Genomic DNA, 25,083 nt, shown 5'->3' with positions numbered 1-25,083 from the left:
TTAGCCATGACTGAGACAGAACCGCTCATTCTGCGTCGCTGGTCGTCCGTCATCCGTACACAGGATCGCGTTGCCTATGCCGCCTATGTCGAGAGGACGGGAGGCCTCGACTACGCGGCTACGGCCGGCAATCGCGGTTTCCAGATGCTTATGCGCGATCGCGACGATGGCTCGACGGAGATCGTCACATTGAGCTGGTGGTCATCAATGGACGCCGTGCGAAGCTTTGCCGGGGATGCACCCCAACTGGCCCGCTACTATCCCGAAGACGATCGCTACCTTCTGGAAAAGCCCGAATTCGTCGACCACTACACGGTTGTTGCCGGAACCTTGCCGCCCACTTGAAGGCTTAGGCCATCGCGACCGGAGGCTCGCTATGCCTGCCGTCGGGCTTCTGCGCCTTCTGCCGTTCCGCCCAGTCTTCCAGCCAGTCGCGGCTTTGCATCTCGATCAGCCGTGAGGCGGTGCGTTCGAATTCGAACACCTCGACGCCGCGCTTGGCCGTATAAAGCTCAGACGGCGCGGCCTCGGCGCTCACCACCAGCCGCGTGTGGTGATCGTAGAGCGTATCGATCAACAGGATGAAGCGCTTGGCCTCGTTGCGCCTGCCTTCGCCGAGCACCGGCACGCGATCGATGAAGATGGTCGAGAAGCGGCCGGCAATGGCCAGGAAATCGCGGGCGCCAAGCGGCTTTTCGCAGAGATCGGCGAAGGAAAACCGCGCCGTGTCGCCGGCGGCGGCCGGCACCACCACCTGCCTGCCCTTCACCGCCACGGTGGTCTCGACGACGGGCGCGCCGCGTGTCATCGCCTGCCACGCCTCGTCCAGCATACGGTCGGCCTCGGCATCCGCCGGGGTGACATAGACAGGCGTGCGCGTCAGTTTTTCCAGCCGGTAGTCCTTGTCGGCATCGAGTGTCAGCACTTGGGCGTGACGCTCGAGAATGCTGATGAAGGGCAGGAAGAGCTGGCGGTTCAGCCCGTCGCGATAGAGGTTTTCGGGCGCGACATTGGAGGTGGCGACCAGCACCACGCCATTGGCAAACAGCGCCGAAAACAGCCGCGACAGGATCATCGCATCGGCAATGTCGGTGACCGAAAACTCATCGAAGCACAGCACCCAGGCCTGTTCGGCAAGCTGGAGCGCGACCGGCGGGATCGGATCGTCCTCCTTGGCGTCGCCATTCTTGCGCGCCTGCCGGTGCTTCTGGATGCGATCCTGCACATCGGCCATGAAGTCGTTGAAATGGGCACGGCGCTTGCGGCGAACCGGCAGCAGTTCGAAAAATATGTCCATCAGCATGGTCTTGCCGCGGCCGACGCCACCATGGATGTAGAGGCCCTTGACGACCTCGCGCGTCTCGCGCTTGCGGGCAAACAGCCAGCCGAGCGCACTCGACTTCTGCGCCAGCCGCTTGACCGAGATCTCATCGGTCAGCCGGTCGAGTGCGGCAGCGATGCGCTCCTGCGCCGGATCGCGTTCGATGGCGCCGGTGTCGACCAGATGGTCGTAGCGCTGCCTGACGGTCGCATGGGTCTGGAGGCCGTCACGCAGATGCATCGGTCACGTCGCTGTCTAGGGATAGGCAGCTTATCTTGTAAGCGAAATCGGCAAGCCGGTGGAAGTCTGGCCGTCGAATTTCGAACCGCCCGACGAATAGAGCCGCGCCAGGGTGCCGCCATTCTCGTCATAGAGCGTCAGCTGCTTGCCGGCGACGTTCCACGACTTGATGCCGTCGATCGGTGCGGGGCAATGCAATGGTCCGGCGCGATAGCCGGCGCCGAATTTGGTCTGCGGCGTCGCCACCTTGCAGCTCTGTCCGGAAACGCTGGCGTTCCAGACGCCGGCGACGCTGGCCGCGGTGAGGTCGGTGGCGCCCGCAGGCGCCGATCCATCCGGCGGCAGCGAGGCGACCTGAGTGCCGGCCGGCGCCGTCGGGAATTGCGACGGGTCGGTTGTGCCCGGCGCTGCCGGCGGCGGCAGCTGGCTTCCGCTCACCGTACCGGCGGGCGCGGGCTGCAGCGGCGCCGGCTGCTGGTCATCCATCGATGAAAAACGCGAGGTCGAACAGCCGCTTGCAAACAGCGCTGCCAGCGATACGGCCACCAGGCCGCTTCTCGAAAAAATCATTTCAACCTCCGTCGGATCCGGCTGGGGGGAAGCCGTCCGCACACTCTCACCCTCACCAAGATGGAGAAGGTGGCGAAATTTCAACCCGATATGGTTAAAATAGGGTTTGCAGCAAAAATTGTTGCAAATTTATCGCAAAATTCCTGGCGGGCGAGGGGCGTGCCTTGGCTCTAGCGCGGTTCGAACCAGTAGATCGGTTGCGACAGCGGCAAATGCTTGCGCCGGAGGCCCTCGTCCCTATCTAGCAGGGACAGAAACCTGCCGGAGCCGAAACCTTGGCCGCGAGAAAGAGAGCCGCCAACCGCTATTACAGCGGCCCGCCCAGCGACCATTTCGACGGTACTCTCTTCTTCAATCCCGACGGCCAGATGCCCGGCCGCTTCACAGATCTGCTCAAATGGCAGCTGAGCGGCGAGCGTTCGAAATGGCCGACAGCCAATCCAAGCCCGTTCGAACCGACAGAGCCGGCGGCGCGCATCGACAGCGGCGGGCTGCGGCTGACCATGGTCGGTCATGCGACGCTGCTGATCCAGACCGCCGGCCTCAACATCCTGACCGACCCGGTGTGGTCGTCGCGCGTCTCGCCGCTCTCCTTTGCTGGGCCCAGGCGCGTCAATGCGCCAGGCATCGCGTTTTCCCAGCTGCCGCCGATCGACCTGGTGCTGGTCAGCCACAATCACTACGACCATCTCGACCTTGCCACGCTCAAGCGGCTGAAGGCGAAGCACGATCCGCTTGTGCTGACGCCGCTCGGCAACGACGCCATCATCGATAGCGCCGTGCCGGGCATGCGAACGACGGCGCATGACTGGGGCGAGCGTGTCGAGATTACCAAGGACATCGCCGTCCATGTCGAGCCGGTGCATCACTGGTCGGCGCGTGGCGCGCGCGACCGCCGCATGGCGCTGTGGGCTGGCTTCGTCGTCGAAACCCCCGCCGGAAAGATCTATTTCGCTGGTGACACCGGTTTCCATGGCGGCGCCAATTACCGGCTGATGGCTGAGAAACATGGCGGCTTTCGCCTCGCCATCCTGCCGATCGGCGCCTACGAGCCGCGCTGGTTCATGGCGCCACAGCACCAGAATCCGGAGGAGGCGGTGCAAGGCATGCAGCTGTGCAACGCGGCTCACGCCGCAGGCTGCCACTGGGGCACGTTCCATCTCACCGACGAACCGGTCGACGAGCCGGTTCGAAAACTGGCCGAGGCGCTGGAAGCAAAGGGTGTTCCGCACGAGCGCTTCCGCGCCTTGCGGCCGGGCGAAATCTGGGACGTGCCGGAGATCTAGGGAAGGAACCCAACGGGCCAAAACGCGTTGTTTGCGCAACGCAATTTGGCCGGGAGCCTTTCCATGATCAAATGGATCATCATTCTTCTGATCGTCGCCGCTGCCGCGAGCCTGCTCGGCATGCCGGCGCTGGCGGGCGCCGCCGCCACCGGCGCGCGCGTCCTTATCGGCATCGTTCTAGTCATCTTCCTGCTGATCGTGCTCGGCGTCTTTGCCGTGACCTGAGACCCCGTCGCACTGGTAATTCCCGCCCGTTTCCGCCATATAGCGGCAAAACGGACAGGAACTACTGGAAGCTATGGCAGGCACGGCCCCCTTCGCCAAGATGAACGGCATCGGCAACGAGATCATCGTTGCCGACATGCGCGGCCGTGCCGATCGAGTGACGGCAGCGTCGGCTGTCGCGCTCAACGCCGATGCGGCGACCAGATTCGACCAGATCATGGCCATCCATGACGCCCGCACGCCCGGCACCGCCTACTACATCGACATATTGAATTCCGACGGCTCGGGCGCACAGGCCTGTGGCAACGGCATGCGCTGCGTCGTCCAGGCGCTGGCCGCCGAAACCGGCCAGAAGAACTTCACCTTCGAGACCCGCGCCGGCATCCTCAACGCCGTCGAGCACGCTGATGGCACCATCTCGGTCGACATGGGCACGCCGCGCTTCGGCTGGCAGGATATTCCGCTGGCGGAAGAGTTTCGCGACACCCGCATGATCGAATTGCAGATCGGCCCGATCGACGCGCCGGTGCTGCATTCGCCTTCGGCTCTCTCGATGGGCAACCCGCACGCCATCTTCTGGGTCGATCGCGATGTCTGGTCCTACGAGCTCGAGCGTCTCGGCCCGCTGCTCGAAAACCATCCGATCTTCCCTGAGCGCGCCAACATTACAATCGCACAGGTGACGTCGCCGGAGACGATGATCATCCGTACCTGGGAGCGCGGCGCCGGCCTGACCAAGGCCTGCGGCTCGGCCGCTTGCGCAGCGGTAGTCGCCGCAGCCCGCACCCGGCGCACCGGCCGCAGCGTCACGCTGATGACGCCAGGCGGCGGCTCTCTGCATGTCGAATGGCGCGAGGACGACCACGTTATCCTGACCGGCGCTGCCGAATGGGAGTTTTCCGGCAGTTTCGATCCGTCGACCGGAAGCTGGGCTCGCGACACTGAAAGCGCGGCCTGATGTCTGGTCTTGCCAACGCAAAAGGCATAGACGTCGTCACCTTCGGCTGCCGCCTCAACACCTATGAATCCGAGGTGATGCGTCGCGAAGCCGAAAGTGCCGGCCTCGGCGCGCTCGCAGGCGGCGCCATCATCTTCAACACCTGCGCCGTCACCTCGGAAGCGGTGCGCCAGGCCAAGCAGTCGATCCGCAAGGCCCGCCGCGAAAACCCGCAGGCGCGCATCATCGTCACCGGCTGCGCGGCGCAGACCGAACCGCAGAATTTTGCCGCCATGGACGAGGTCGATCTCGTGCTCGGCAATGAGGAGAAGTTGAAGGCGAACTCCTACCGCGCGCTGCCGGATTTCGGCGTCAACGACACCGAGAAGGCGCGCGTCAACGACATTTTCTCGGTGCGCGAGACCGCTGGTCACATGGTCGACGCCATCGAGGGCCGGGCGCGTGCCTTCGTCCAGGTGCAGAATGGCTGCGACCATCGCTGCACCTTCTGCATCATCCCCTATGGCCGCGGCAATTCACGCTCGGTGCCAATGGGCGCCGTGGTCGAGCAGGTCAAAAGGCTCGCCGGCAATGGCTATGCCGAAATCGTGCTGACCGGCGTCGACATGACCAGCTTCGGCGCCGATCTGCCGGGTGCGCCGAAACTCGGCAGACTGGTCAAAACCATCCTCAAGCAGGTGCCTGAGGTGAAGCGCCTGCGGTTGTCCTCCATAGATTCCATCGAGGCCGATGACGATCTGCTTGATGCCATTGCCACCGAGCCCAGGCTGATGCCGCATCTGCACCTGTCGTTGCAGTCGGGCGACGACATGATTTTGAAGCGGATGAAGCGCCGCCATTTGCGCGACCAGTCGATCCGCTTCTGCGAGGATGTGCGCAAGCTGCGTCCCGGCATCGTCTTCGGCGCCGACATCATCGCCGGCTTTCCGACCGAGACCGAGGACATGTTCGAGAATTCGATAAAGATCGTCGAGGAATGCGGGTTGACGCATCTGCATGTCTTCCCGTTCTCGCCCCGCGAAGGCACACCCGCCGCGCGCATGCCGCAGGTCCGCCGCGAACTGGTGAAGCAGCGCGCCGCAAGGCTGCGCGCCGCCGGCGAGGCCGCGTATCGCCGCCATTTGTCGGCACTCCCGGGAACGCGTCAGTCGATCCTGGTCGAGCGCGACGGCCTCGGCCGCACCGAAGGATTTACGCTGGCCGCCATCGCCGCCGGTGCGCCGGGCGAGATCGTCGAGGCCACCATTACCGGCCATGACGGCGCGCGGTTGACCGCAGCGCCGCTCACTGCCCGCGCCGCCTGAGACGATTGAAGCATGGCCGGTTTTTTCAAGAAGATATTTTCGTTCGGCAAGAAGGAACTCGTCGAGGCGCACATCGACGAAACCGCGCCGCTGCCGCCGATCAAATGGGATGCGCTTGAGGCGCTGAAGCCTGCCGCCGAGCAGGTCGTTCCGGAGTTTTTGAAGCGTGACGAGGCGCCAGCGCCCCACCCTCCCCTCGATGGGGAGGGTCGCCACGAAGCGGCGGGGAGGGGTGACAGCGCCGACGCCGATCACCCCCACCCCCAAGCTTCGCTTGGGACCTCCCCCATCGAGGGGGAGGTAAAGGCAGCGCCGGAGCCGGCGCCCGAGGAGCCGAAGCCCGAACCAGCGCCGACCATTCCGCCAGCACCGGAGCCGGTCGTCCCCTCCGAGCCGGAACCGCTGCCGGAGCCTGTGCCGGAGGAAGAGCCGCAACCGGAACCTGAGCCCGAGCCGCTGGAACCCGAGGAGGTTCCTGCGTCGCCCGCCGCTCCGGAGCCCGAACCGCAGCCGCAAGAGGTGCCGCCGGCACCAGCCAAGCCGGAGATCGAACCGTCGCGCCCGGAAGGGCAGCCTGAGCCAGCGCCTGACGAGGTGCCGACACCGGCCGAGGTTCCCGCCGAAGCGCCCCCGATCGAGGTGCCGCCACCGGCGCCGTCTCCCGCGCAGCCGATCTCAGAAGCCAGCGCCGCCCCTCATCCGCCTGCCGGCACCTTCTCCCCGTATAGGGACGGGGAGAAGGAAGAAGCTTCTGCGCCAGCGCCTTACCCTCCCCTCGATGGGGAGGGTCGACGCGAAGCGGCGGGGTGGGGTGATGGCGTCGGCGTTGGTGCCAGTCACCCCCACCCCCGAGCTGCGCTCGGGACCTCCCCCATCGAGGGGGAGGTAAAGCGCACACCGCCCGAAGCTACACCTGCGCCGGTCGAAGCACAGCGAGTCATTGCCGAGATCGCGCCCGAACCGCAGCCCGTCCCGCCTCCAATCCCGCAACCTTCGCCAGAGCCCAAACCCGCTCCCGGCAAGGTGACCGTCACCAAAAAGGTCGAGCAGAAGGCTGAGCCGGTCAAGGCGCCGGAACCGACGCCGCGTCGTTCGTGGTTCCAGCGCATGCGCGACGGGCTTGCCCGGTCGTCGCGCGAACTCACCGGCAACATTGCCGGCGTCTTCACCAAGCGCAAGCTGGATGAGGACACGCTGCAGGACCTAGAAGATGTGCTGATCCGCGCCGATCTCGGCCTGGAAACCGCGCTCCGCGTCACCGATGCGCTGGCCTCCAGCCGCTACGGCAAGGATGTCTCCGACGCGGAAGTGCGCGCCGTGATGGCGGCCGAGGTCGAGAAGGTGCTGACCCATGTCGCCATGCCGCTGGAGCTCGACCTCTCGCACAAGCCGCATGTCATCCTGGTCGTCGGCGTCAACGGCACCGGCAAGACCACGACCATCGGCAAGCTGGCGGCAAAACTGACCGATGGCGGCTTGTCGGTGATGCTCGCCGCCGGCGACACCTTTCGCGCTGCAGCCATCGAGCAATTGAAGATCTGGGGTGAGCGGACGAAATCGCCGGTCATCGCCTCCAAGATCGGCGCCGATGCCGCCGGCCTTGCCTACGACGCCTTCGAGAAGGCCAAAGAGTCCGGCTCCGACGTGCTGATCATCGACACCGCCGGCCGGCTGCAGAACAAGACCGAACTGATGGCCGAACTGGAAAAGATCGTGCGCGTGCTCGGCAAGCTCGATCCGGAAGCGCCGCACACCGTGCTGCAGACGGTCGACGCCACCACCGGCCAGAATGCGCTCAACCAGGTCGAGATCTTCCGCAATGTCGCCGGCGTCAACGGCCTGGTGATGACCAAGCTGGACGGCACGGCGCGCGGCGGTATTCTGGTGGCGATCGCGGCAAAGCATAAACTGCCGGTCTATTTCATCGGCGTCGGCGAACAGGTCGATGACCTCGAACCATTCTCGGCCAGCGAATTCGCCAGGGCGATCGCGGGCGTAGCGTAACAGGCAATGATCTCGAAGAGCTGACGGCTTTTTGGACAAGATCATGCGTCAGAAGGAAGTCATGAACCCTCCCATCCTCGAACGCGACCCGTCCGACCCGCAAAAGAAGAAGGAAAGCGTCAATCCGCTGCTCAAGCTCGTGCTGGAACTCGGGCCGCTGATGGTGTTCTTCTTCGCCAATGCGCGCGGCGCCTGGCTGGTCGAGAAATTTCCGGTGCTGGCCGAATTCGGCGGGCCGATCTTCGTCGCCACCGGCCTGTTCATGGCCGCGACCGCAATCGCGCTGATCGCCTCCTGGCTGCTGATGCGCACCTTGCCGATCATGCCGATGGTCTCGGGCGTCGTCGTCTTCATCTTCGGCGCGCTGACGCTCTATCTGCAGGACGACGTCTTCATCAAGATGAAGCCGACCATCGTCAACACGCTGTTCGGCGGCGTGCTGCTTGGCGGCCTGTATTTCGGCCGCTCGCTGCTCGGCTATGTCTTCGATTCGGCCTTTCGCCTCGATGCCGAAGGCTGGCGCAAGCTGACCTTCCGCTGGGGCCTGTTCTTCCTGTTCCTGGCTCTTGCCAATGAAGTGGTGTGGCGGAATTTTTCGACCGACTTCTGGGTTACCTTCAAGGTCTGGGGCATCATGCCGATCACGCTGCTGTTCACCTTCAGCCAGATGCCGCTGATCCTGCGCCATTCGCTGGATGACAAGACCGAGAATGCGGAGAAAGCTGGCAAATAGAGCAATTCCAGGAAAAGTGTGTAGCGGTTTTCCCGGGAAAAGCGCGTATCGCTTTCCCTTGGGAATTGCGCTGGAATTGGAGGAGAGGGGCCATGGAATTCGTCACCACAAGCGACGAGTTGAGGACAATCTACAAGACGCCGCGGCCGACCGACGCCTCGATGCGCAAGGAGCTCAGGGCGCTCGACGGCCACTGCCGCTCCTTCATCGGCAAGAGCCCCTTCGTGCTGATCGGTTCTTCCGATAACGCCGGCAATGCCGACGTGACGCCGAAAGGCGACAGGCCCGGCTTCGCCCTTGTCCTCGACGACAAGACCATCGCCATCCCCGACCGGCCCGGCAACAATCGGCTCGACACGCTGGAAAACATCCTGCTCAACCCTTCGGTCGGGCTGCTGTTCCTCATCCCCGGCATGAACGAAACGCTGCGCATCAATGGCGACGCCCGCATCACCGTCGATGCGGATTTGCGTGAGCGCCTCACCGTCGACGGCAAACAGCCGCAAAGCGTCGTCGTGGTGAGCGTCAAGGCCGCCTACATGCATTGCGCCAAGGCCTTCATGCGCTCGCAATTGTGGAAGCCGGACAGCTGGTACGACCGCGCGACGCTGCCGACGCTCGGCCAGATCCTGTCCGATCAGATGGCGCATGCCGAAACGCCCGATGATTTCGACCGCTCACTGGACGAGGCCTACAGCAAGACCCTGTGGTAGATTTCGGGCACGATTCGCCATTCCGGCCCCTTGCCCGGTTCTCCTTTGCCCGGTTTTCCCGTGATCGAACTCCTCGCCATCTCCGGCAGTCTGCGCGCTGCCTCGACCAATTCGGCGCTGCTCGCGGCGCTGGCCGCGAACGCGCCTTCGGATTGCCGCGTAGCCGTTTATGACGGGCTGGGCCTGCTGCCGATCTTCAATCCCGACGACGAAGGCGAGCGCACGCCACGCGAAGCCGCACGGCTGATCGGGGCCGTCACCAGCGCCGACGGCATTATCGTTTCCTGCCCCGAATATGCGCATGGCGTGCCGGGCGGCATGAAGAATGCACTCGACTGGCTGGTCTCGCGCGACGCCGCCGTCGGCAAGCCGGCGATGCTGGTGCACGCCTCCGCACGCTCGCTCTACGCCCGCGCCGCGCTGGCCGAGATCATGCGGACGATGTCCTTCGCGCTTTGTGAGGACGCCGTGCTGGAGATTGGATTGCTCGGCAAGAAACCGCCAGAGATGGAAGCGATCCTGGCGGAGCCGGAAAGCGTGCTGGCGATGCGGGAAGCGGTTTCAACCTTCGCGGAGTTCATCCGGGCGCGGTGAGCGATGGCAATCATCATCGCTTGCGATCCTTCGCACCCCCCTCTGCCCTGCCGGGCATCTCCCCCTCAAGGGGGGAGATTGGCAGCTTTGCGGTCTTCGCCTTCCTTCAACGCTGGTGGTTGGCGAAAGCAGAGGCGACATCCGATCTCCCCCCTTGAGGGGGAGATGGCCGGCAGGTCAGAGGGGGGTGCTGTCCCGCCGGCTTAGCAAGGCTGCACCCCAGCCTACCCCTTCCGCAGCGTCTCGACATCGGTCTTGCCGACATACCAGTCGCGCGCATTGACCTCTTCGAACACCACCCAGACATCGTCGTTGCCGAGCCCGGTGGCGTCCATGATGGCCGCCGTTACCTTTCTAGCGATGTCAGCCTTCTTGCCCGCCGGATCAGCGGCGATCACTTCCTTGACGATGCGGATGTTGACGAATGGCATGACGTCCTCCCCTTGAATTGTGCCTGATATCGCCACTGGCAGACGGCTTAGGAATCCGCTCCAGCGAACCACTTCGCGGCGGTTCCGGCAGCCGCAGCGCAACCGGCGTCGCGGGCATGCGCAGGAGCGCCATCAAGGGCCGCCAGAGAAGTGTTTCCAGCAGCCTCAATAGGTCTTGGCCCCGTTCACCATCAGCCGCACCATGTAAAGCGACGTCGTGCCGGCGATGTAGAGGCAGTTCAGCTTGTTGCCGCCGAACACGCAATTGGCGGTGACTTCCGGCACCTTGACCTTGCCGATCAGCGTGCCGTCGGGATCGTAGCAGTGGATGCCGTCGGCGGCGCTGGTCCAGATGCGGCCGGCCTCGTCGAGCCGGAAGCCGTCGAACAGGCCGGCCGTGCAGTCGGCGAACACCTTGCCGCCCGACACTTTCTTGCCGCCCTTGCCGATGTTGAAGACCCGCATATGCGCCGGGTTTTGTGAGCCATGGGTGCGGCCGGTGTCGACGACATAGAGCTGGCTTTCATCGAGCGAGAAGGCAAGCCCGTTCGGCCGGACCATGTCGGTGATGACAGCCTCGACCTCGCCGCTGTCGGGATCGACCCGGTAGACGTAGCAGGCGCCGATTTCGCTCTCGGCCTTGTCGCCCTCATAGTCAGTGTCGATGCCGTAGCTCGGATCGGTGAACCAGATCGAGCCATCGGAGCGCACCACGACGTCATTTGGCGAATTCAGCCGCTTGCCTTTCCATTTGGCCGCGATGGTGGTGATCGAGCCGTCATACTCGGTGCGGCTGACGCGGCGGCCAGAATGCTCGCACGTCACCAGCCGGCCCTGGCGGTCGACGGTGTTGCCATTGGAATTGCCGGAGGGCTGACGGAACACGCTGACATTGCCGTCGGTCTCGTCATAGCGCAGCATGCGATTGTTGGGGATGTCGGACCAGACCACATAGCGGCCGGCAGCGAACCAGGCCGGCCCTTCCGCCCACTGACATCCGGTGAACAGTTTTTCCACCTGCGCGTTGCCATTGAACAGCCGCGCGAAACGCGGATCGAGAATTTCGTAATAGTCTGCGGCCGCCATGCTTTTCCTCCGGGCATCACGTGACGCGCGGATCAAGCCAGCCTGCGGGCGAGAAGGCAAGATGGCGCATGCGCAATTTGTAAGACAAAAGGCATGCGGCCCGGCATTGGCTCGCCAGCCTGCCCGGCCGGGTACGGTGCTGTTAGCGCTGCATTAACCGGCTATGCGCTCTGTGCAATGGTGCATTGCAACATCTTCTTTTTGCATCGCACCATTCCTATGTCATGCTGCGTACAGTCAAGGGAGGAACAAATTCGCCGCTGATATGCGGCACGAAAGGACCCTTGCTATGATCTTCGACAGTTTCATGACCCGCGCTCGCACCTCGATTGCCAAGCGCAAGCACTACAACCGCCTCGTCGCCGAAATCGAGAACCTTTCCGGCCGCGACCTCGCCGACCTGCGCGCCGATCGCTCGGAAATGCTCTACCAGGTCCGCAAGCAGATCTACGGCTGAGCTTAATGCCCTGACGGCCCCGCGTTCGAAGCGAGGCGGCCGTCAGCCCGGTGCCGCGAGCGCATTCTCAATTTCAGGCATCAGCACCGTCTGCGAGGACTCGCCCGTCAGCGGCCCGACATGCTTGTAGGCGATCTTGCCATCCTTGCCGATGACGAAGGTTTCCGGCACGCCGTAGACACCCCAGTCGATGGCCGTGCGGCCGGCTTCGTCGACGCCGATGGCCTGGAACGGATTGCCGAGATCGCCGAGGAACCGGCGCGCGTTTTGCGGCTCGTCCTTGTAGTTCAGCGCTGCCATGACGAAGCGCTTGTCTTGCGACAGCGCGAGGAGCACCGGATGTTCTTCCCGGCACGGCGCGCACCACGATGCAAAGACATTGACCAGCGTCACCTTGCCGGCGAAGGTTTTTGAATCGAGGCCGGGCAGGTTTGACCCTTCCAGCGCCGGCAAATTGGTCTGCGGCGCCGGCAGGCCAAGCAGCGCCGACGGCACTTCCGCCTCGTCGCGCCCCGACAAAAGCTGCAACAGGAACAGCCCCGCAAGGCCGAGGAAAACCAGCAGCGGCAACAGCACAATCAGGCGGCGGCGCGGCGGCGCCGGCGTTTCGCTTTCCGTGCTCATGGTTTGTTGGCCCCCGTGCTGGCCCCAGTGCTGGCCTTGTCCGAACGCCGCCGTACGCCTGCTGCCTCTAGTTCTGCCAGTTCGCGTTTGCGCCCACGCTGGTCGAGCAGGATCCAACCGATCAGCCCGGCCAGCACGATCGCCGTGATGCAATAGGCGGCGGTTACATAAAGGGCGTGTGCGCTCATGCAGCCCGCTTCCCTTCCGCTGTCGCTTCGCCGTGCTCGATCATGGCCTTCCCATAGCTTTGCAGCTTCGGCTTCGCAATTGGCCGCTGCGCCGCAGCCGCCACGTCAATCCGTTCCATGCCGCAGCGCCAGCGCTGCCGCCACCGGCCCCAGCACGGCAAGAAACAGCGTCAGCGCGGCAAGAATGAGGAAGGGCTGCGCGAACGGGTCGGGATCGGCCACCGCGCCGTAGCTGGCCGACACGCCGAAGATCAGCACCGGAATGGTCAGCGGCAGCACCAGCACCGAGATCAACAGCCCGCCGCGCGGCAGCGCCACCGCCACCGCCGCGCCCACCGCACCGATGAAGGTGATTGCCGGCGTGCCGACCAGAAGGGTCAGCGCCGTCGCGCCGATGCCGAGTGGCTCCATGTTCATGAATAGGCCGAGCAGAGGGGCGGCGACCACCAGCGGCAGAACGCTGCCCGCCCAATGTGCCAGGCACTTCACCAGCACCGTCAGCGCCAGCATATGGCGGTCATTGCCCAGCACCAGAAGATCGAGGGACCCGTCCTCGCGGTCGGCCTGGAACAGCCGGTCGAGGCCGAGCAGGCAGGCGAGCAGAGCGCCGATCCACAGGATCGCCGGACCGATACGGGCCAGCAGCTTCAGGTCCGGCCCAACGCCGAAGGGGATGGTGGCGATGACGGCGAGGAAGAAGATGACGCCAGTCAACGCTCCGCCGCCGGCACGGATAGAGAGGCGGATGTCGCGGAGGAAGAGGGACCACATTACGAAGTGGTCCTTTGTTGAGGAAGGCGTTCTTGCACGTAGAGGACCGACATCAAGCGGCTTCCCCCATCACCAACGCCTGCGCCCCATCCAACCCCAGTGGCAGATGCGTCGCCGCGACAACAATCCCGCCCTCCGCGCAATGCCTCGCCATCAGCCCCGCAAACCGCGCTTCCGAAGCCTTGTCCAGCCCCGCCGTCGGCTCATCCAGCAGCCACAAGGGCCGATGGCTGACCAGCAATTTCGCTATTGCCGCCCGCCGCCTCTGCCCGGTCGAGAGGTACCCGAACGGTAGATAGCCGATGCCGCCGAGACCGACCGTCTCCAGCGCCTCTTCGACACCCAACTGGCCATCGCCATTGAAATCGCGCCAGAAGCGCAAATTTTCCATCACGCTCAGCGCCGTCTTCATCGCATTGAGATGGCCGAGATAATGGACGGCCGAAGCGATCGTCGGAAACGTCTCGCCGCCGCCTTCAAGCCGCACGTCGCCTTCTGCTTTCGGCAGCAGCCCGGCGATGATCCTGAGCAGGGTCGATTTGCCTGATCCGTTCGGTCCGGTGACGACCAGCGCCTGGCCGTTCTCGAGCGCAAAGCCTATGTCGGAAAAGACCGTCTCGCCGCCGCGTTCGCCGCCCAGATTTTCGGCGATCAGCCGCATCCTTGCCCGTCCCGAAAACTTTACCGTGCGACAGCTGCCGCATCGCACAAAATTGCCTGTCGCCTGTCTAGAACTATTCCAGAAAATTCTCTATATGCGGGACATCCGTGCCAGCGGTCGGCACGGGAAGAGAATTTGCGCCGAACCAGCGCACGCGCCGCCTTGAACGGCTCGGGTTGCTTGGGAGCGGACAGCGGAAATGGCCGTACCCGCACCTTTGCGCGTGATTGCATGCCCATCGGCGTCCGTTCCCTTTCAGGCTGAACAGACAAGGACGGACCGCACGTGTCAAAATCCCTCGACAGTTTCAATTGCCGCCGCACCCTCACCGTGGGTGGCGCGGACTATGTCTATTACAATCTGGTCGAGGCCGAGAAGAACGGCCTCACCGGCATCGCCCAGTTGCCCTATTCGATGAAGGTGCTGCTGGAGAACCTTTTGCGCAATGAAGACGGCCGCTCCGTCACCAAGGAATCGATCCAGGCGGTTGCCGGCTGGCTGACCGACAAGGGTACCGCCGGCGTAGAGATCGCGTATCGCCCGGCCCGCGTCCTGATGCAGGATTTCACCGGCGTTCCGGCGGTGGTCGATCTCGCGGCGATGCGCGACGGCCTCAAGGCGCTCGGCGGCGATCCGCAGAAGATCAACCCGCTGGTGCCGGTCGATCTCGTCATCGACCACTCGGTCATCGTCGACGAATTCGGCACGCCGATGGCCTTCGCCCGCAATGTCGAGCTCGAATATGAGCGCAATGAAGAACGCTACAAGTTCCTGAAATGGGGCCAGCAAGCGTTCCGCAACTTCCGCGTCGTGCCGCCCGGCACCGGCATCTGCCACCAGGTCAACCTCGAATATCTCGGCCAGGTCGTCTGGACCAACACCGAAGACGGCGAAACCACCGCCTATCCCGACACCTGCGTCGGCACCGATTCGCACACCACGATGATCAACGGCCTTGGCGTGCTGGGCTGGGGCGTCGGCGGCATCGAGGCAGAGGCCGCCATGCTCGGCCAGCCGGTCTCCATGCTGTTGCCGGAAGTCATCGGCTTCCGCCTCACCGGCAAGCTGAAAGAAGGCGTCACCGCCACCGACCTCGTGCTCACCGTCACCCAGATGCTGCGCAAGAAGGGTGTCGTCGGCAAGTTCGTCGAGTTCTTCGGCCCCGGCCTCTCCAACATGACGCTGGCCGACCGCGCCACCATCGGCAACATGGCACCCGAATATGGCGCCACCTGCGGCTTCTTCCCGGTCGACGGCGAAACCATCCGCTATCTCACAATGTCCGGCCGTGAGGAAAGCCGCATCGCTCTGGTCGAAGCCTATTCCAAGGCGCAAGGCATGTGGCGTGACACCGGCTCGGCCGATCCGGTCTTCACCGATTTGCTCGAGCTTGAACTCAGCGAGGTCGTGCCGTCGATGGCCGGCCCCAAGCGCCCCGAAGGCCGCGTTGCGCTGGAAGGCATTCCGGCCGGCTTCGCCAAGGCGATGGAGACCGAGTACAAGAAGGCCGCCGAAATCCACAAGCGCTACGCCGTCGAAGGCACCGACCATGATCTCGGCCATGGCGACGTCGTCATCGCCGCCATCACCTCCTGCACCAACACCTCGAACCCGAGCGTGCTGATCGGCGCCGGCCTGTTGGCGCGCAACGCCAACCGCCTCGGCCTCAAGCAAAAACCCTGGGTGAAGACGTCGCTCGCGCCCGGCAGCCAAGTGGTCGCCGAATATCTCGAAAAATCCGGCCTGCAGAAGGAGCTCGACCAGATCGGCTTCAACCTGGTCGGCTTCGGCTGCACCACCTGCATCGGCAATTCCGGCCCGCTGCCGGCGCCGATCTCCAAGACCATCAACGACAAGGGCCTGATCGCTGCCGCGGTGCTCTCCGGTAATCGCAATTTCGAAGGCCGCGTCTCGCCCGACGTGCAGGCGAACTACCTGGCGTCGCCGCCGCTGGTCGTCGCGCATGCGCTGGCCGGCACGGTCACCAAGGACCTCACCACCGAACCGCTTGGCGAAGGCCGCGACGGCACGCCGGTCTACCTCAAGGATATCTGGCCGAGCTCGGCCGAGATCCAGGAGTTCATCGAGAAGAACGTCACCCGCGAGCTGTTCGCCCGCAAATATGCCGACGTCTTCAAGGGCGACGAGTACTGGCAGAACGTCAAGGCGCCGGAAGGCCAGACCTATGCCTGGGACGACAATTCGACCTATGTGCAGAACCCGCCCTATTTCGCTGGGATGACCGCGGGTTTCGGCAAGATCGGCGACATCAAGGGCGCGCGCGTGCTGGGTCTCTTCGGCGACAAGATCACCACCGACCACATCTCGCCGGCGGGTTCGATCAAGGCGGCGTCGCCGGCCGGCAAATACCTCACCGACCATGGCGTCGGCGTTGCCGACTTCAACCAATACGGCACGCGGCGCGGCAACCATGAGGTGATGATGCGCGGTACCTTCGCCAACATCCGCATCCGCAACCACATGCTGGGCGAGAATGGCCGCGAGGGCGGCTACACCATCCACTACCCGTCGAAGGAAGAGGAATCGATCTACGACGCGGCGATGGAGTACAAAAGGGAAGGCGTGCCGCTGGTCATCTTCGCCGGCGTCGAATACGGCAACGGCTCGTCGCGCGACTGGGCGGCCAAGGGCACCAACCTCCTCGGTGTCCGCGCCGTCATCGCCCAGTCCTTCGAGCGCATCCATCGCTCCAACTTGGTCGGCATGGGCGTCATCCCCTTCGTCTTCGAGGAAGGCACCTCATGGGCCTCGCTAAACCTCAAGGGCGACGAGCTGGTCGAGATCGACGGCCTGAGCGCCATCAAGCCGCGCCAGACGATGATCGCCAAGGTCACCTATGGCGATGGCACGGTGAAGAACGTGCCGATCATCTGCCGCATTGATACGCTGGATGAACTCGACTACTTCAAGAACGGCGGCATCCTGCAATACGTGCTGCGCGATCTGGCCGCGTAGGGAATAGGGCGTAGGCAGTAGGGAATAAGGCCTCCCACTGCCTACTGCCTACCGCCCAGTCTTTCCAAAGCATTGGCCGGGCGGATGGAAGTTCCGTCCTGTTTGCTTGCAGTAAAAACCGGCTGAGCTCAGCAAGATCTGCCGCAAGCTCCTGATGCCATGCCCCCGATCGAACCGGGCGGTGAAGTGCACCGTCCTGTAGCGGCCATACCCGCGGTTGCGGCAGCAAAAATTTCACCGCAACGTGACTTCCCGTTGACTGTCGCTTCTGCCACAAATCTGGGCAACCAGAACAAGGCCGGCGTCACCGGCGGGAATCGGAACGGCCATGGCATCTCGACAACCTCTACGGCTTGCGGCTTTCGCGCTGGCCTTCTCGGCGCTTGCCGGGACCGGGTTTGCCGAGGAGTCCGGCACCACCCAGGCCGACAAGCCGCAGACCGACAAGTCCCAGATTGACAGGCCCTTGGGCGTCGTCGAGCTTTTCACCAGCCAGGGCTGCAATTCCTGTCCGCCGGCCGACGCTTTCTTTGCCGAGCTGGCAGCCAAGGACAACGTCGTCGCGCTCGCCTACCACGTCAATTACTGGGACTATCTCGGTTGGCAGGACACGCTGAGCAACAAGGACAACACCGACCGGCAATATGACTATATGCGCGCCTTCGGCACCCGCTCGGTGTACACGCCGCAAGCCGTCATCAATGGTCGCAGCCATGTCAACGGCGCCAGCCGCAGGGAGGTCGACGGTGCGCTTGCCCGCATGGAGAAGTCGGGCGAAGGCATGCGGGTCAGCATCAAGGTCAGCCGCACCAGCGACCGCGTCATGATCGATACCGGCGACGCCGGCAGCGGCCCGAGCGACGCCCATGTCGTCATCGTCTATTTCGAACCGCCGCAGACGGTTACCATCGCCAAGGGCGAGAACACCGGCCGCAGCATGACCTACTGGAACGCCGTCACCGGCATCCAGACCGCCGGCATGTGGCACGGCAAGGCGCAGCGCTACGAATTGCCGATGACCGAGATCGCCAAGAAAGGCGGCTGCGCCGTGCTGCTGCAATCGGTCGGCAGGGACGGCCTGCCCGGCCCGATTTTGGGCGCCGCGTTTATTCACAAGCCGTAGCGCCACCTCTTCCTTCTCCCACAGGGGGAGAAGGGAAGCGCATCGCCCAACAAAAAACCGACGTCAGCTTGCTTCTGACGTCGGTCATTTAGGTTTTGGGATCGTCGCACCCGGTCTCTCCCTAAGGAAAGTCCGAGGTTGGTTCGATCCGACGCAGACCCGTGGGCGGGGGGCTTGGGGTTTACGAGCCGGTGCCGGACCGAACCGTCTCAGGCAACGCCGGTAAATTCGTCGGACATTGGGGCATGAGCGCGGATAAAATAAGGCAGGAATGTGGCGGAGCATCACCAATTCAAACACCGCGTTTTATAAAAGTGACTGGACGTTGCGAAAACAGCGCAGCCCCGGGATGGTTAGCCGGGTCTTGCAATTCCACCGCGAACACGCCAACTTCTGCAAGCGAGATTCATTTTTAAAGGGATCGCGGTATGACCGATCGCAGCAGCGGTGGAGCGGAGGATGGGGACTCATCCGCAATATTGATCCCGCTGCAGGAGGCGCGACGCGAACGCCTCGACCAGCCGGTTCGCTTCGACCGGCGTGAACTCGATGAGATCCTGAGACTCTACGGACGCATGGTCGCCGCCAATGAGTGGCGCGACTACGCCATCGATCATCTCGCTGATCGCGCTGTGTTTTCGGTCTTCCGCCGAGCCAGCGAAGTGCCGCTGTTCCAGATCGTCAAGGATCCGAAACTGGCGCGCCGGCAAGGCGCGTTCGCCGTCATCGCTGCCGGTGGCCGCATCCTCAAGCGCGGCCAGGAACTCGGCCGCGTGCTCGGCGTGTTCGATCCCAAGCTGAAAGTTGTCGAGGCCTGAGTTGGGGAATTGAAGAACTTAGGAATTGGGGAATTGAAGAAATAGAGAGCTGAGGAATTGAGAAGACGGGATTTCTCCAGGACGTAGTCCCTTTTCTCCAATTCTTCAGTTCATCAATTCCCCAGTTCCTACAACCCCACTCACTTCCCGCCAAGACTCTCGCGAAATTTCCGCTCCGGCAGCGAGTCCGGATCGGGCGAGAGTTGCCCCGCCATTCAGCGACAGCTGCATGAACACCGTGTCCAGCCAGCGCCCGTGCTTGTAGCCGGAGCCTTCCAGGCGGCCGGAATGGCGAAAGCCGAGCTTTTCATGCAGCCGCACCGAGGCGCTGTCGGCATGGCCGTCGCCGATCACCGCTATGATCTGGCGAAAGCCCGCGACCCGGCAGGCCTCGATCAGGGCCTGCATCAGCATCAGCCCGACGCCTTGCCCCTTGGCATCAGGCGCGACATAGACCGAATCCTCGACGATGAAGCGGTAGGCCGGACGCGGCCGGAAGGCGCCGGCATAGGCATAGCCAAGCAGGTCGCCATCCTTTTCCGCCACCAGATAGGGAAAGCCGCCGCCCGTCAGGCTGTCGAAGCGCACCCCCATCTCGGCGCGGCTGGGCGGCTCCAGCTCATAGCTCGCCGTGCCATGCGTCACCGCATCGGCGTAGATCTCGGTGATTCGGTCGAGGTCGCCCTCCAGGGCCGCGCGTATGGAAATAGTGCTCATAATTTGTGCAAACGATTCATCTGCCTCCCATCACAGCAAAGGCCGGCACAAAAGAAAAGGGCGGCCGTTGGGCCGCCCTTCGCAAACTCGATGGTCCAGTTGCCTGGATGGAGACCGCTTAGCGGCGATCGCCCATGAACTGCAGAAGGAACATGAACAGGTTGATGAAGTCGAGATAGAGCCTCAACGCGCCCATAATCGCCTTGCGGCCGGCAACGTCGGCCTGGTCGCCTTCGTAGTACATTTCCTTGATGGTCTGCGTGTCATAGGCGGTGAGGCCGGCGAAGATCAGCACGCCGATCGCCGAGATGGCGAAGCCGAGCGCCGACGACTGCAGGAAGATGTTGATCACCATGGCGATCACCAGGCCGACCACGCCCATGACCAGGAACGAGCCGAACGCTGAAAGATCGCGCTTGGTCGTGTAGCCATAGAGCGACAGTCCGCCGAAGGCGGCAGCCGTGGCGAAGAAAGTCTGGGTGATCGAGGCGCCAGTGTAGACCAGGAAGATGGTCGACAGCGACAGGCCGACCAGGCCCGAATAGACCCAGAAGGTCGTCTGCGCCGCAGCCACGCTCATCGACTGGATCCTGAACGACAGGAAGAAGACTGCGGCGAGCGGGGCCAGGATGACCACCCAGCGGAAGGCGCTGGCGTAGATCAGCGTGCCGAAAGCGGTCAGCTGTCCGTCGCCGGTGACGGCGAGCTGGAAAGCGCCCCAGGCGGCGATGCCGGTGATGAGGAGACCAAGCCCCATCAAATTGTAGACCTTCAGCATGTAGCTGCGCAGGCCCTGGTCAATGTCGGCGCGTGCGCCCGGCACGGCCGAAGTCTGGTAATTGCGAATGGGCTCAGCCATTGGAATCCTCTGTTGCTTCTGCCCCGTACGGTGTCAGGCCCTTCCGGGCCTGGGCGCCGCTGGCGGGGCTCCAGCATGCCTGTGGCGAAATATGATGGTTCTTGACGTCAAGAACAAGACCGTAACGGGCCGCAACGCTTGGTGAATCGCCGGAAGCCGGTTTTCCAGGCTTTCGCGGCCGCTGCATTACCAAGATTTAATCGGAAACGGCCGGATTCGGCCGGCTTTGCCGCTTGAGACCTAGAGGTCGCGCAGCACCGGCGCCGCCTTGTGGCCGAGCACCCGCCAGGTGCCGGCAAGGCCGATGCCGACGGTGATCGCCAGCGCAAACACCAACGTCGCCACCGCCACCTCCGGCATGAAATGCGATGGCAGCGTCATGATGCGGGCGACGATGTACCAGGCCGCGATGCCGCCGGCGGCAAGCGCGAACACCGCGGTGGCCAACCCGATCAGCATGTATTCGAGCGAAAACGCCGTGATCAGCGTCCGCCTCGTGGCCCCCAGCGTCTTCAGCACCACGGCATCGTGGATGCGGGCGCGGTTGCCGGCGGCGAGCGCGCCGGCCAGCACCAGCACCGAAGCGATCAGCGCCACACCGGCCGCAGCCCGGATCGCCGTGCCGAGTTGGCCGACCAGTCGGTTGACGATATCGAGCGCGTCCTTGACGCGGACCGTCGTCACCGCCGGAAAGGCACGGGTGACGGCGTTGAGCAGGCGCGCGTCATCCGCTACCGACGCGTCCTTCTCGGTCAGCGTCGCCAGCCAGCCATGCGGGGCGCCGGCAAAAGCGTTGGGCGAGAACACCATGACGAAATTGATGCCCATTGTCTCCCATTGCACCTCGCGGAAATTGGCGATCCTGGCCGTCACGTTGCGGCCCAGCACATTGACGGTGACGGTGTCACCGAGTTTCAGCCCGAGCGCCTTGCCTTCATTGTTGGAAAACGAAACCAACGGCTCGCCGGTATAATTGTCCGGCCACCAACTGCCTTCGGTCAGCGTCGCGTTGGCGGGCTGCTTGGCGTCATAAGTCAGGCCGCGATCGCCGCGCAGCACCCAAGCGCCTTCAGCCGGCACATTGGCCTTGTCGACATCGACGCCGTTCAGCGCCATCACCCGGCCGCGCAGCATCGGCACCTTGATCAGCATGCCCTTGGGCGCCTCTTTGCCGACCAGCGCCGAGAAGGCGTCGACATCGCCGTTCTGGATGTCGACGAAGAAGAAATTCGGCGCCCGCTCCAGCAGGCTGCCTGAGATCTGCTGCCTGAGATTGCCGTCGATCAGCGCCAACGTCACCAAGAGCGTCAGCCCGAGCCCCAGCGACAGCACGACGGAAGGCGTCAGCGCGCCGGGCCGGTGGATGTTGCCGATGGCGAGTCTGAGCGCGACCGAGCGCACGCGCGGGCTTTTGCGCGCCACCCACTGCACCAGCGCGCCGACCAGGCGCAGCACCAGAAAGGCAAAGATTGTCGCGCCGACGAAGATCGAGGCGATGCGCTGGTCACCGGAAAACAGGATCGCCAAGGCGGCCAAAGCGAGCGCGATGCCGACCGCCGCCGCAAGGTAGGGCAGGCGCGGAAAACCGCGGCCCTCAAACCCCATTTCGCGAAACAGCGCCGTTGCCGGCACATCGCGGGCGCGGCCGAGCGGCAGCAGCGCGAACGCCAGCGTCACCAGCAGCCCGAACAGCGCGGCAAGAGCCAGCGCGCCGGGATAGAAGCCGCCTTCGGCCGGAACCGGAATGACCGACTGCAGCGCGGCACTCGCCGCGAACGGCATGGCGGCGCCGAGGATGAGGCCGAGCACGATGCCGAGGCCGGCGATCATCAGGATCTGTACGAGATAGACGGTGAAGACGAAGCCGCCCGAAGCGCCAAGGCTCTTGAAGGTGGCGATGACGCCGCGCTTGCCGTCGAGATAGGCGCGCACCGCATTGGCGACGCCGACGCCGCCGACCACCAGCGCCGTCAGCCCGACCAGCGTCAGGAACTGCGAGAAGCGTTCGATGTTGGAGGACAGTGCGGGTGCGGCGTTGGAGCGCGTGCGGATCGACCAGCCGGCTTCGGGGAAATCGCTCGCGGCCCGTTTCTGGATGCTTTTGAGATCGGCCTCGCTAGCGCCGGCCGGTAGGCGAACCTTGTAGGCATTCTCGACCAGGCTGCCCGGCTGGATCAGCCCCGACGCGGCAAGCCCCGCGGTCGAGACCATCAGCCGCGGCGCGAAGCCGAATCCATCCGACACCGCGTCCGGCTCGCTCACCAGCCCGGCGCGCAATTCGAATGTCGCGCTGCCGAGTTTCAACCGATCGCCGATCTTCACATTGAGCCGATCGAACAGCAGGTCGGGCGCCACGGCGCCGAAGATTCCGGATTTCTCACCGAACAGATCCTGTCTGCCAAGCTGCGGCTCAGTCTGCAGCGCGCCATAGAGCGGATAGGCGTCGTCGACTGCCTTGGCCTCGACTAGCGCCTGGCCGGAGCCGTCCTCGAGCCGCGCCATCGAGCGCATGCTGGCGCTGTGCGACACAGCACCCAGGCCACCGAGGAAGGCGCTTTCGGCCGGCGTCGTATCGCGCTGGTTGATCTGGAAGCGCAGATCGCCGCCAAGCAGCGTCTGGCCCTGGTCGGCAACGCCGGCGGTGATCGCCTGCGCCACCGAATTGACGCCACCGATGGCGGCAACGCCGAGCGCGATACAGGCCAGGAAAATCATGAAGCCGGACAGCCCACCGCGCATCTCGCGCAGCGAAAAGCGGAACGCGAGTTTCAGGGTGCGGAGCCAGGTCGCCCCCTCATCCGGCCGCTTCGCGGCCACCTTCTCCCCGAGGGGAGAAGAGGTCACCAGCGCCGGCGTCAGCCTCTTCTCCCCAGCGGGGAGAAGGTGGCCCGAAGGGCCGGATGAGGGGGTCTTTCCAGCCATGGCTACGCCGTCACTTTGAGCAGAGGCGCATCCTCGATGCGGCCCGAGCGCATCGACACCTGGCGCGAGCAGCGCGCCGCAAGGGCCGGATCATGAGTGACCAGCACCAGCGTCATGCCGCGCTCGGCCGCCTTGGCGAACAAAAGGTCGGCGACCTGCCGCCCCGTCACCTGGTCGAGATTGCCGGTCGGTTCGTCGGCGATGAGAATGCGCGGCGCGGGCGCCAGCGCCCGCGCAATCGCCACGCGCTGCTGTTCGCCGCCGGAGAGTTCGCCGGGATAGTGGGTGACTCGGTCGCTGAGGCCTACGGCTGTCAGTTCACGCGCGGCTACGCCGAACGGATCGGCATGGCCGGCCAGCTCCAGCGGCACCGCGACATTTTCCAGCGCCGTCATATTGGGAATGAGATGGAAGGACTGAAAGACGATGCCGATGTTTCGGCCCCGAAACGATGCGATCTGATCCTCGCTTTTGCCGTTAAGCGATTCGCCGGCAATGCGCACCGTGCCCGAATCGACCCGCTCCAGCCCGGCCAGAACCATCAGCAAGGTCGATTTGCCGGAGCCGGAAGGGCCGACAATGCCGGTCGCCTCGCCGCGCGTCACGTCGAGGCTGACGCCTTTCAGGACATGCACGGACGACGCGCCTTGGCCGAGGGTCAGGGATATGTCTTTCAGCTCGATGACGGCTTCTGTCACAATTAAAGCGTCCTATATGGAGATGAAGGCTCTGCCTGCCGGAAGCCGTCGCCGGAAGAATTCTTGGTCATATGGGGCCTGCCGCATGTCTTTCAAACGCTCGATTGCCGCAGGGCTCATCCTTTTCCTCACCCTTTGCGGCGCCATTTCGTCGGCGCGGGCCGAGACATTCACCGTCGTCGGCTTCGGCGACAGCCTGATGGCGGGCTTTGGCCTCGGGCCCGGCGAAGGCTTCACCGACAAATTGCAGGCAGCCCTTCGCGCCAAGGGCCTTGATGTGAGCGTCGCCAATGCCGGCGTTTCCGGCGATACGTCGAGCGGTGGCCTGTCGCGGCTCGACTGGTCGGTGCCGGACGGCACCAAGCTTGTCATCCTGGAACTCGGCGCCAACGACATGCTGCGCGGCGTCTCGCCCAGCATTACTGAAAAGAACCTGGACGACATGCTGGCGAAGTTGAAAGCGCGCAACATCGCGGTGCTTTTGGCCGGCATGCGCGCCGCCCCCAATCTCGGCGCCGACTACCAGACCGCCTTCGATGCGATCTATCCGAAGCTGGCCGCGAAATACGATGTGCCGCTCTATCCGTTCTTTCTCGACGGCGTTGCCGGACAGTCCGGCCTGAAGCTGGAGGACGGCTTGCACCCCAACCCGAAAGGCGTCGATGCGATGGTCGAGCGCATCCTGCCCACCGTGGAAAAGGCAATTGCGGCGGTCGAGGGCGGCGCCTGAGGCCGGACATTCGCTCCTGGCGCGGCCTTCCGTAAGGGAAACATTAGGGAAAGCCTGCGACCAACAAACCACTT

The 25,083-nt window shown here is 64.1% G+C and carries 25 protein-coding genes and 1 pseudogene; 14 read left to right on the top strand and 12 right to left on the bottom strand.

Going from position 1 to position 25,083, the window contains the following annotated elements; all coding sequences use genetic code 11:
• Window positions 1-6 precede the first annotated feature (6 nt).
• Window positions 7-345, top strand: a complete 339-nt coding sequence (locus ACYHH6_RS03580; RefSeq protein ID WP_352586447.1) for a hypothetical protein — start codon at window positions 7-9, stop codon at window positions 343-345.
• A gap of 4 nt (window positions 346-349) precedes the next feature.
• On the opposite strand, the gene zapE is transcribed toward ACYHH6_RS03580, so the two are convergent.
• Complete coding sequence (zapE, locus tag ACYHH6_RS03575; protein ID WP_352586448.1) at window positions 350-1,561, bottom strand: cell division protein ZapE; 1,212 nt, start codon at window positions 1,559-1,561, stop codon at window positions 350-352.
• A gap of 30 nt (window positions 1,562-1,591) precedes the next feature.
• The gene (locus ACYHH6_RS03570) at window positions 1,592-2,131 is read right to left on the bottom strand and encodes a protease inhibitor Inh/omp19 family protein (RefSeq protein WP_352586449.1); all 540 of its coding nucleotides are present in this window, start codon (window positions 2,129-2,131) and stop codon (window positions 1,592-1,594) included.
• Between the two features lie 275 nt (window positions 2,132-2,406).
• Here ACYHH6_RS03570 and ACYHH6_RS03565 point away from each other — a divergent pair, with 275 nt between their 5' ends.
• The 8 genes from ACYHH6_RS03565 (at window position 2,407) to ACYHH6_RS03530 (ending at window position 9,948) form a co-directional block, all read left to right on the top strand.
• A complete protein-coding gene (locus tag ACYHH6_RS03565) occupies window positions 2,407-3,417 on the top strand; it encodes an MBL fold metallo-hydrolase (protein WP_352586450.1) in 1,011 nt (336 codons plus the stop codon).
• A 63-nt stretch (window positions 3,418-3,480) separates the two neighbouring features.
• Window positions 3,481-3,642, top strand: coding sequence for a DUF1328 family protein (locus tag ACYHH6_RS03560; RefSeq protein WP_023683859.1), 162 nt, complete (start codon window positions 3,481-3,483; stop codon window positions 3,640-3,642).
• 73 nt (window positions 3,643-3,715) lie between these two features.
• Window positions 3,716-4,600, top strand: a complete 885-nt coding sequence (gene dapF, locus ACYHH6_RS03555; RefSeq protein ID WP_352586451.1) for a diaminopimelate epimerase — start codon at window positions 3,716-3,718, stop codon at window positions 4,598-4,600.
• Window positions 4,600-5,904 (top strand): tRNA (N(6)-L-threonylcarbamoyladenosine(37)-C(2))-methylthiotransferase MtaB, encoded by a 1,305-nt coding sequence (mtaB, locus tag ACYHH6_RS03550; RefSeq protein WP_352586452.1) that lies wholly within the window; start codon window positions 4,600-4,602, stop codon window positions 5,902-5,904. The genes dapF and mtaB overlap by 1 nt, the downstream gene beginning before the upstream one ends.
• 12 nt (window positions 5,905-5,916) lie before the next feature.
• Window positions 5,917-7,908 (top strand): signal recognition particle-docking protein FtsY, encoded by a 1,992-nt coding sequence (ftsY, locus tag ACYHH6_RS03545; RefSeq protein WP_352586453.1) that lies wholly within the window; start codon window positions 5,917-5,919, stop codon window positions 7,906-7,908.
• Window positions 7,909-7,969: 61 nt separating this feature from the next.
• Entirely contained in the window at window positions 7,970-8,641 is a 672-nt protein-coding gene (locus ACYHH6_RS03540) for a septation protein A (protein ID WP_142867208.1), read from the top strand.
• Window positions 8,642-8,733: 92 nt separating this feature from the next.
• The gene (locus ACYHH6_RS03535) at window positions 8,734-9,354 is read left to right on the top strand and encodes a pyridoxamine 5'-phosphate oxidase family protein (RefSeq protein ID WP_192251234.1); all 621 of its coding nucleotides are present in this window, start codon (window positions 8,734-8,736) and stop codon (window positions 9,352-9,354) included.
• Between the two features lie 60 nt (window positions 9,355-9,414).
• Window positions 9,415-9,948 (top strand): NADPH-dependent FMN reductase, encoded by a 534-nt coding sequence (locus tag ACYHH6_RS03530; RefSeq protein ID WP_352586454.1) that lies wholly within the window; start codon window positions 9,415-9,417, stop codon window positions 9,946-9,948.
• Window positions 9,949-10,172: 224 nt separating this feature from the next.
• Here the strand turns inward: ACYHH6_RS03530 and ACYHH6_RS03525 are convergent, their stop codons facing one another.
• Together ACYHH6_RS03525 and ACYHH6_RS03520 are read right to left on the bottom strand one after the other, a co-directional pair.
• Window positions 10,173-10,379 (bottom strand): tautomerase family protein, encoded by a 207-nt coding sequence (locus ACYHH6_RS03525; protein WP_127280266.1) that lies wholly within the window; start codon window positions 10,377-10,379, stop codon window positions 10,173-10,175.
• Between the two features lie 165 nt (window positions 10,380-10,544).
• A complete protein-coding gene (locus tag ACYHH6_RS03520; protein WP_352586455.1) occupies window positions 10,545-11,465 on the bottom strand; it encodes an SMP-30/gluconolactonase/LRE family protein in 921 nt (306 codons plus the stop codon).
• Between the two features lie 289 nt (window positions 11,466-11,754).
• On the opposite strand from ACYHH6_RS03520, the gene ACYHH6_RS03515 reads away from it, so the two are divergent.
• On the top strand, window positions 11,755-11,922 hold the full coding sequence (locus ACYHH6_RS03515) for a hypothetical protein (RefSeq protein WP_352586456.1): 168 nt from the start codon (window positions 11,755-11,757) through the stop codon (window positions 11,920-11,922).
• Window positions 11,923-11,964: 42 nt separating this feature from the next.
• Here the strand turns inward: ACYHH6_RS03515 and ACYHH6_RS03510 are convergent, their stop codons facing one another.
• The 4 genes from ACYHH6_RS03510 to ccmA form a co-directional block, all read right to left on the bottom strand.
• Entirely contained in the window at window positions 11,965-12,546 is a 582-nt protein-coding gene (locus ACYHH6_RS03510; protein ID WP_352586457.1) for a DsbE family thiol:disulfide interchange protein, read from the bottom strand.
• Window positions 12,543-12,734, bottom strand: coding sequence for a heme exporter protein CcmD (gene ccmD / locus ACYHH6_RS03505; RefSeq protein ID WP_112560085.1), 192 nt, complete (start codon window positions 12,732-12,734; stop codon window positions 12,543-12,545). Before ccmD ends, ACYHH6_RS03510 begins: the two co-directional genes overlap by 4 nt.
• Before the next feature lie 105 nt (window positions 12,735-12,839).
• The gene (ccmB, locus tag ACYHH6_RS03500) at window positions 12,840-13,505 is read right to left on the bottom strand and encodes a heme exporter protein CcmB (RefSeq protein WP_352586458.1); all 666 of its coding nucleotides are present in this window, start codon (window positions 13,503-13,505) and stop codon (window positions 12,840-12,842) included.
• Window positions 13,506-13,557: 52 nt separating this feature from the next.
• Window positions 13,558-14,166 (bottom strand): heme ABC exporter ATP-binding protein CcmA, encoded by a 609-nt coding sequence (ccmA, locus tag ACYHH6_RS03495; RefSeq protein WP_352586459.1) that lies wholly within the window; start codon window positions 14,164-14,166, stop codon window positions 13,558-13,560.
• Window positions 14,167-14,451: 285 nt separating this feature from the next.
• On the opposite strand from ccmA, the gene acnA reads away from it, so the two are divergent.
• From acnA to ACYHH6_RS03480, 3 genes are all read left to right on the top strand, one after another.
• Window positions 14,452-17,142 carry an aconitate hydratase AcnA gene (acnA, locus tag ACYHH6_RS03490; protein ID WP_352586460.1) on the top strand — a complete coding sequence of 897 codons (2,691 nt, stop codon included), beginning with the start codon at window positions 14,452-14,454 and terminating at the stop codon, window positions 17,140-17,142.
• 328 nt (window positions 17,143-17,470) lie between these two features.
• Window positions 17,471-18,265 carry a DUF1223 domain-containing protein gene (locus tag ACYHH6_RS03485; RefSeq protein WP_352586461.1) on the top strand — a complete coding sequence of 265 codons (795 nt, stop codon included), beginning with the start codon at window positions 17,471-17,473 and terminating at the stop codon, window positions 18,263-18,265.
• A gap of 428 nt (window positions 18,266-18,693) precedes the next feature.
• A complete protein-coding gene (locus ACYHH6_RS03480; RefSeq protein ID WP_112560078.1) occupies window positions 18,694-19,083 on the top strand; it encodes a DUF2794 domain-containing protein in 390 nt (129 codons plus the stop codon).
• Between the two features lie 140 nt (window positions 19,084-19,223).
• Here ACYHH6_RS03480 and ACYHH6_RS03475 read toward each other — a convergent pair.
• From ACYHH6_RS03475 to ACYHH6_RS03460, 4 genes and pseudogenes are all read right to left on the bottom strand, one after another.
• Window positions 19,224-19,800, bottom strand: a pseudogene (locus ACYHH6_RS03475) (GNAT family N-acetyltransferase).
• A gap of 118 nt (window positions 19,801-19,918) precedes the next feature.
• Window positions 19,919-20,659, bottom strand: coding sequence for a Bax inhibitor-1/YccA family protein (locus tag ACYHH6_RS03470; RefSeq protein ID WP_352586462.1), 741 nt, complete (start codon window positions 20,657-20,659; stop codon window positions 19,919-19,921).
• 240 nt (window positions 20,660-20,899) lie between these two features.
• Window positions 20,900-23,398, bottom strand: coding sequence for an ABC transporter permease (locus ACYHH6_RS03465; protein ID WP_352586624.1), 2,499 nt, complete (start codon window positions 23,396-23,398; stop codon window positions 20,900-20,902).
• Window positions 23,399-23,583: 185 nt separating this feature from the next.
• A complete protein-coding gene (locus tag ACYHH6_RS03460; protein ID WP_352586463.1) occupies window positions 23,584-24,279 on the bottom strand; it encodes an ABC transporter ATP-binding protein in 696 nt (231 codons plus the stop codon).
• 85 nt (window positions 24,280-24,364) lie between these two features.
• Between ACYHH6_RS03460 and ACYHH6_RS03455 the strand changes: the two genes are divergently transcribed.
• Window positions 24,365-25,009 (top strand): arylesterase, encoded by a 645-nt coding sequence (locus tag ACYHH6_RS03455; RefSeq protein WP_352586464.1) that lies wholly within the window; start codon window positions 24,365-24,367, stop codon window positions 25,007-25,009.
• Window positions 25,010-25,083: the final 74 nt, after the last annotated feature.

The organism is Mesorhizobium sp. P171375 (genome assembly GCF_057786075.1).
The sequence above is the reverse complement of the archived record's forward strand: the minus strand, read 5'-3'. Positions and strand labels throughout refer to the sequence as shown.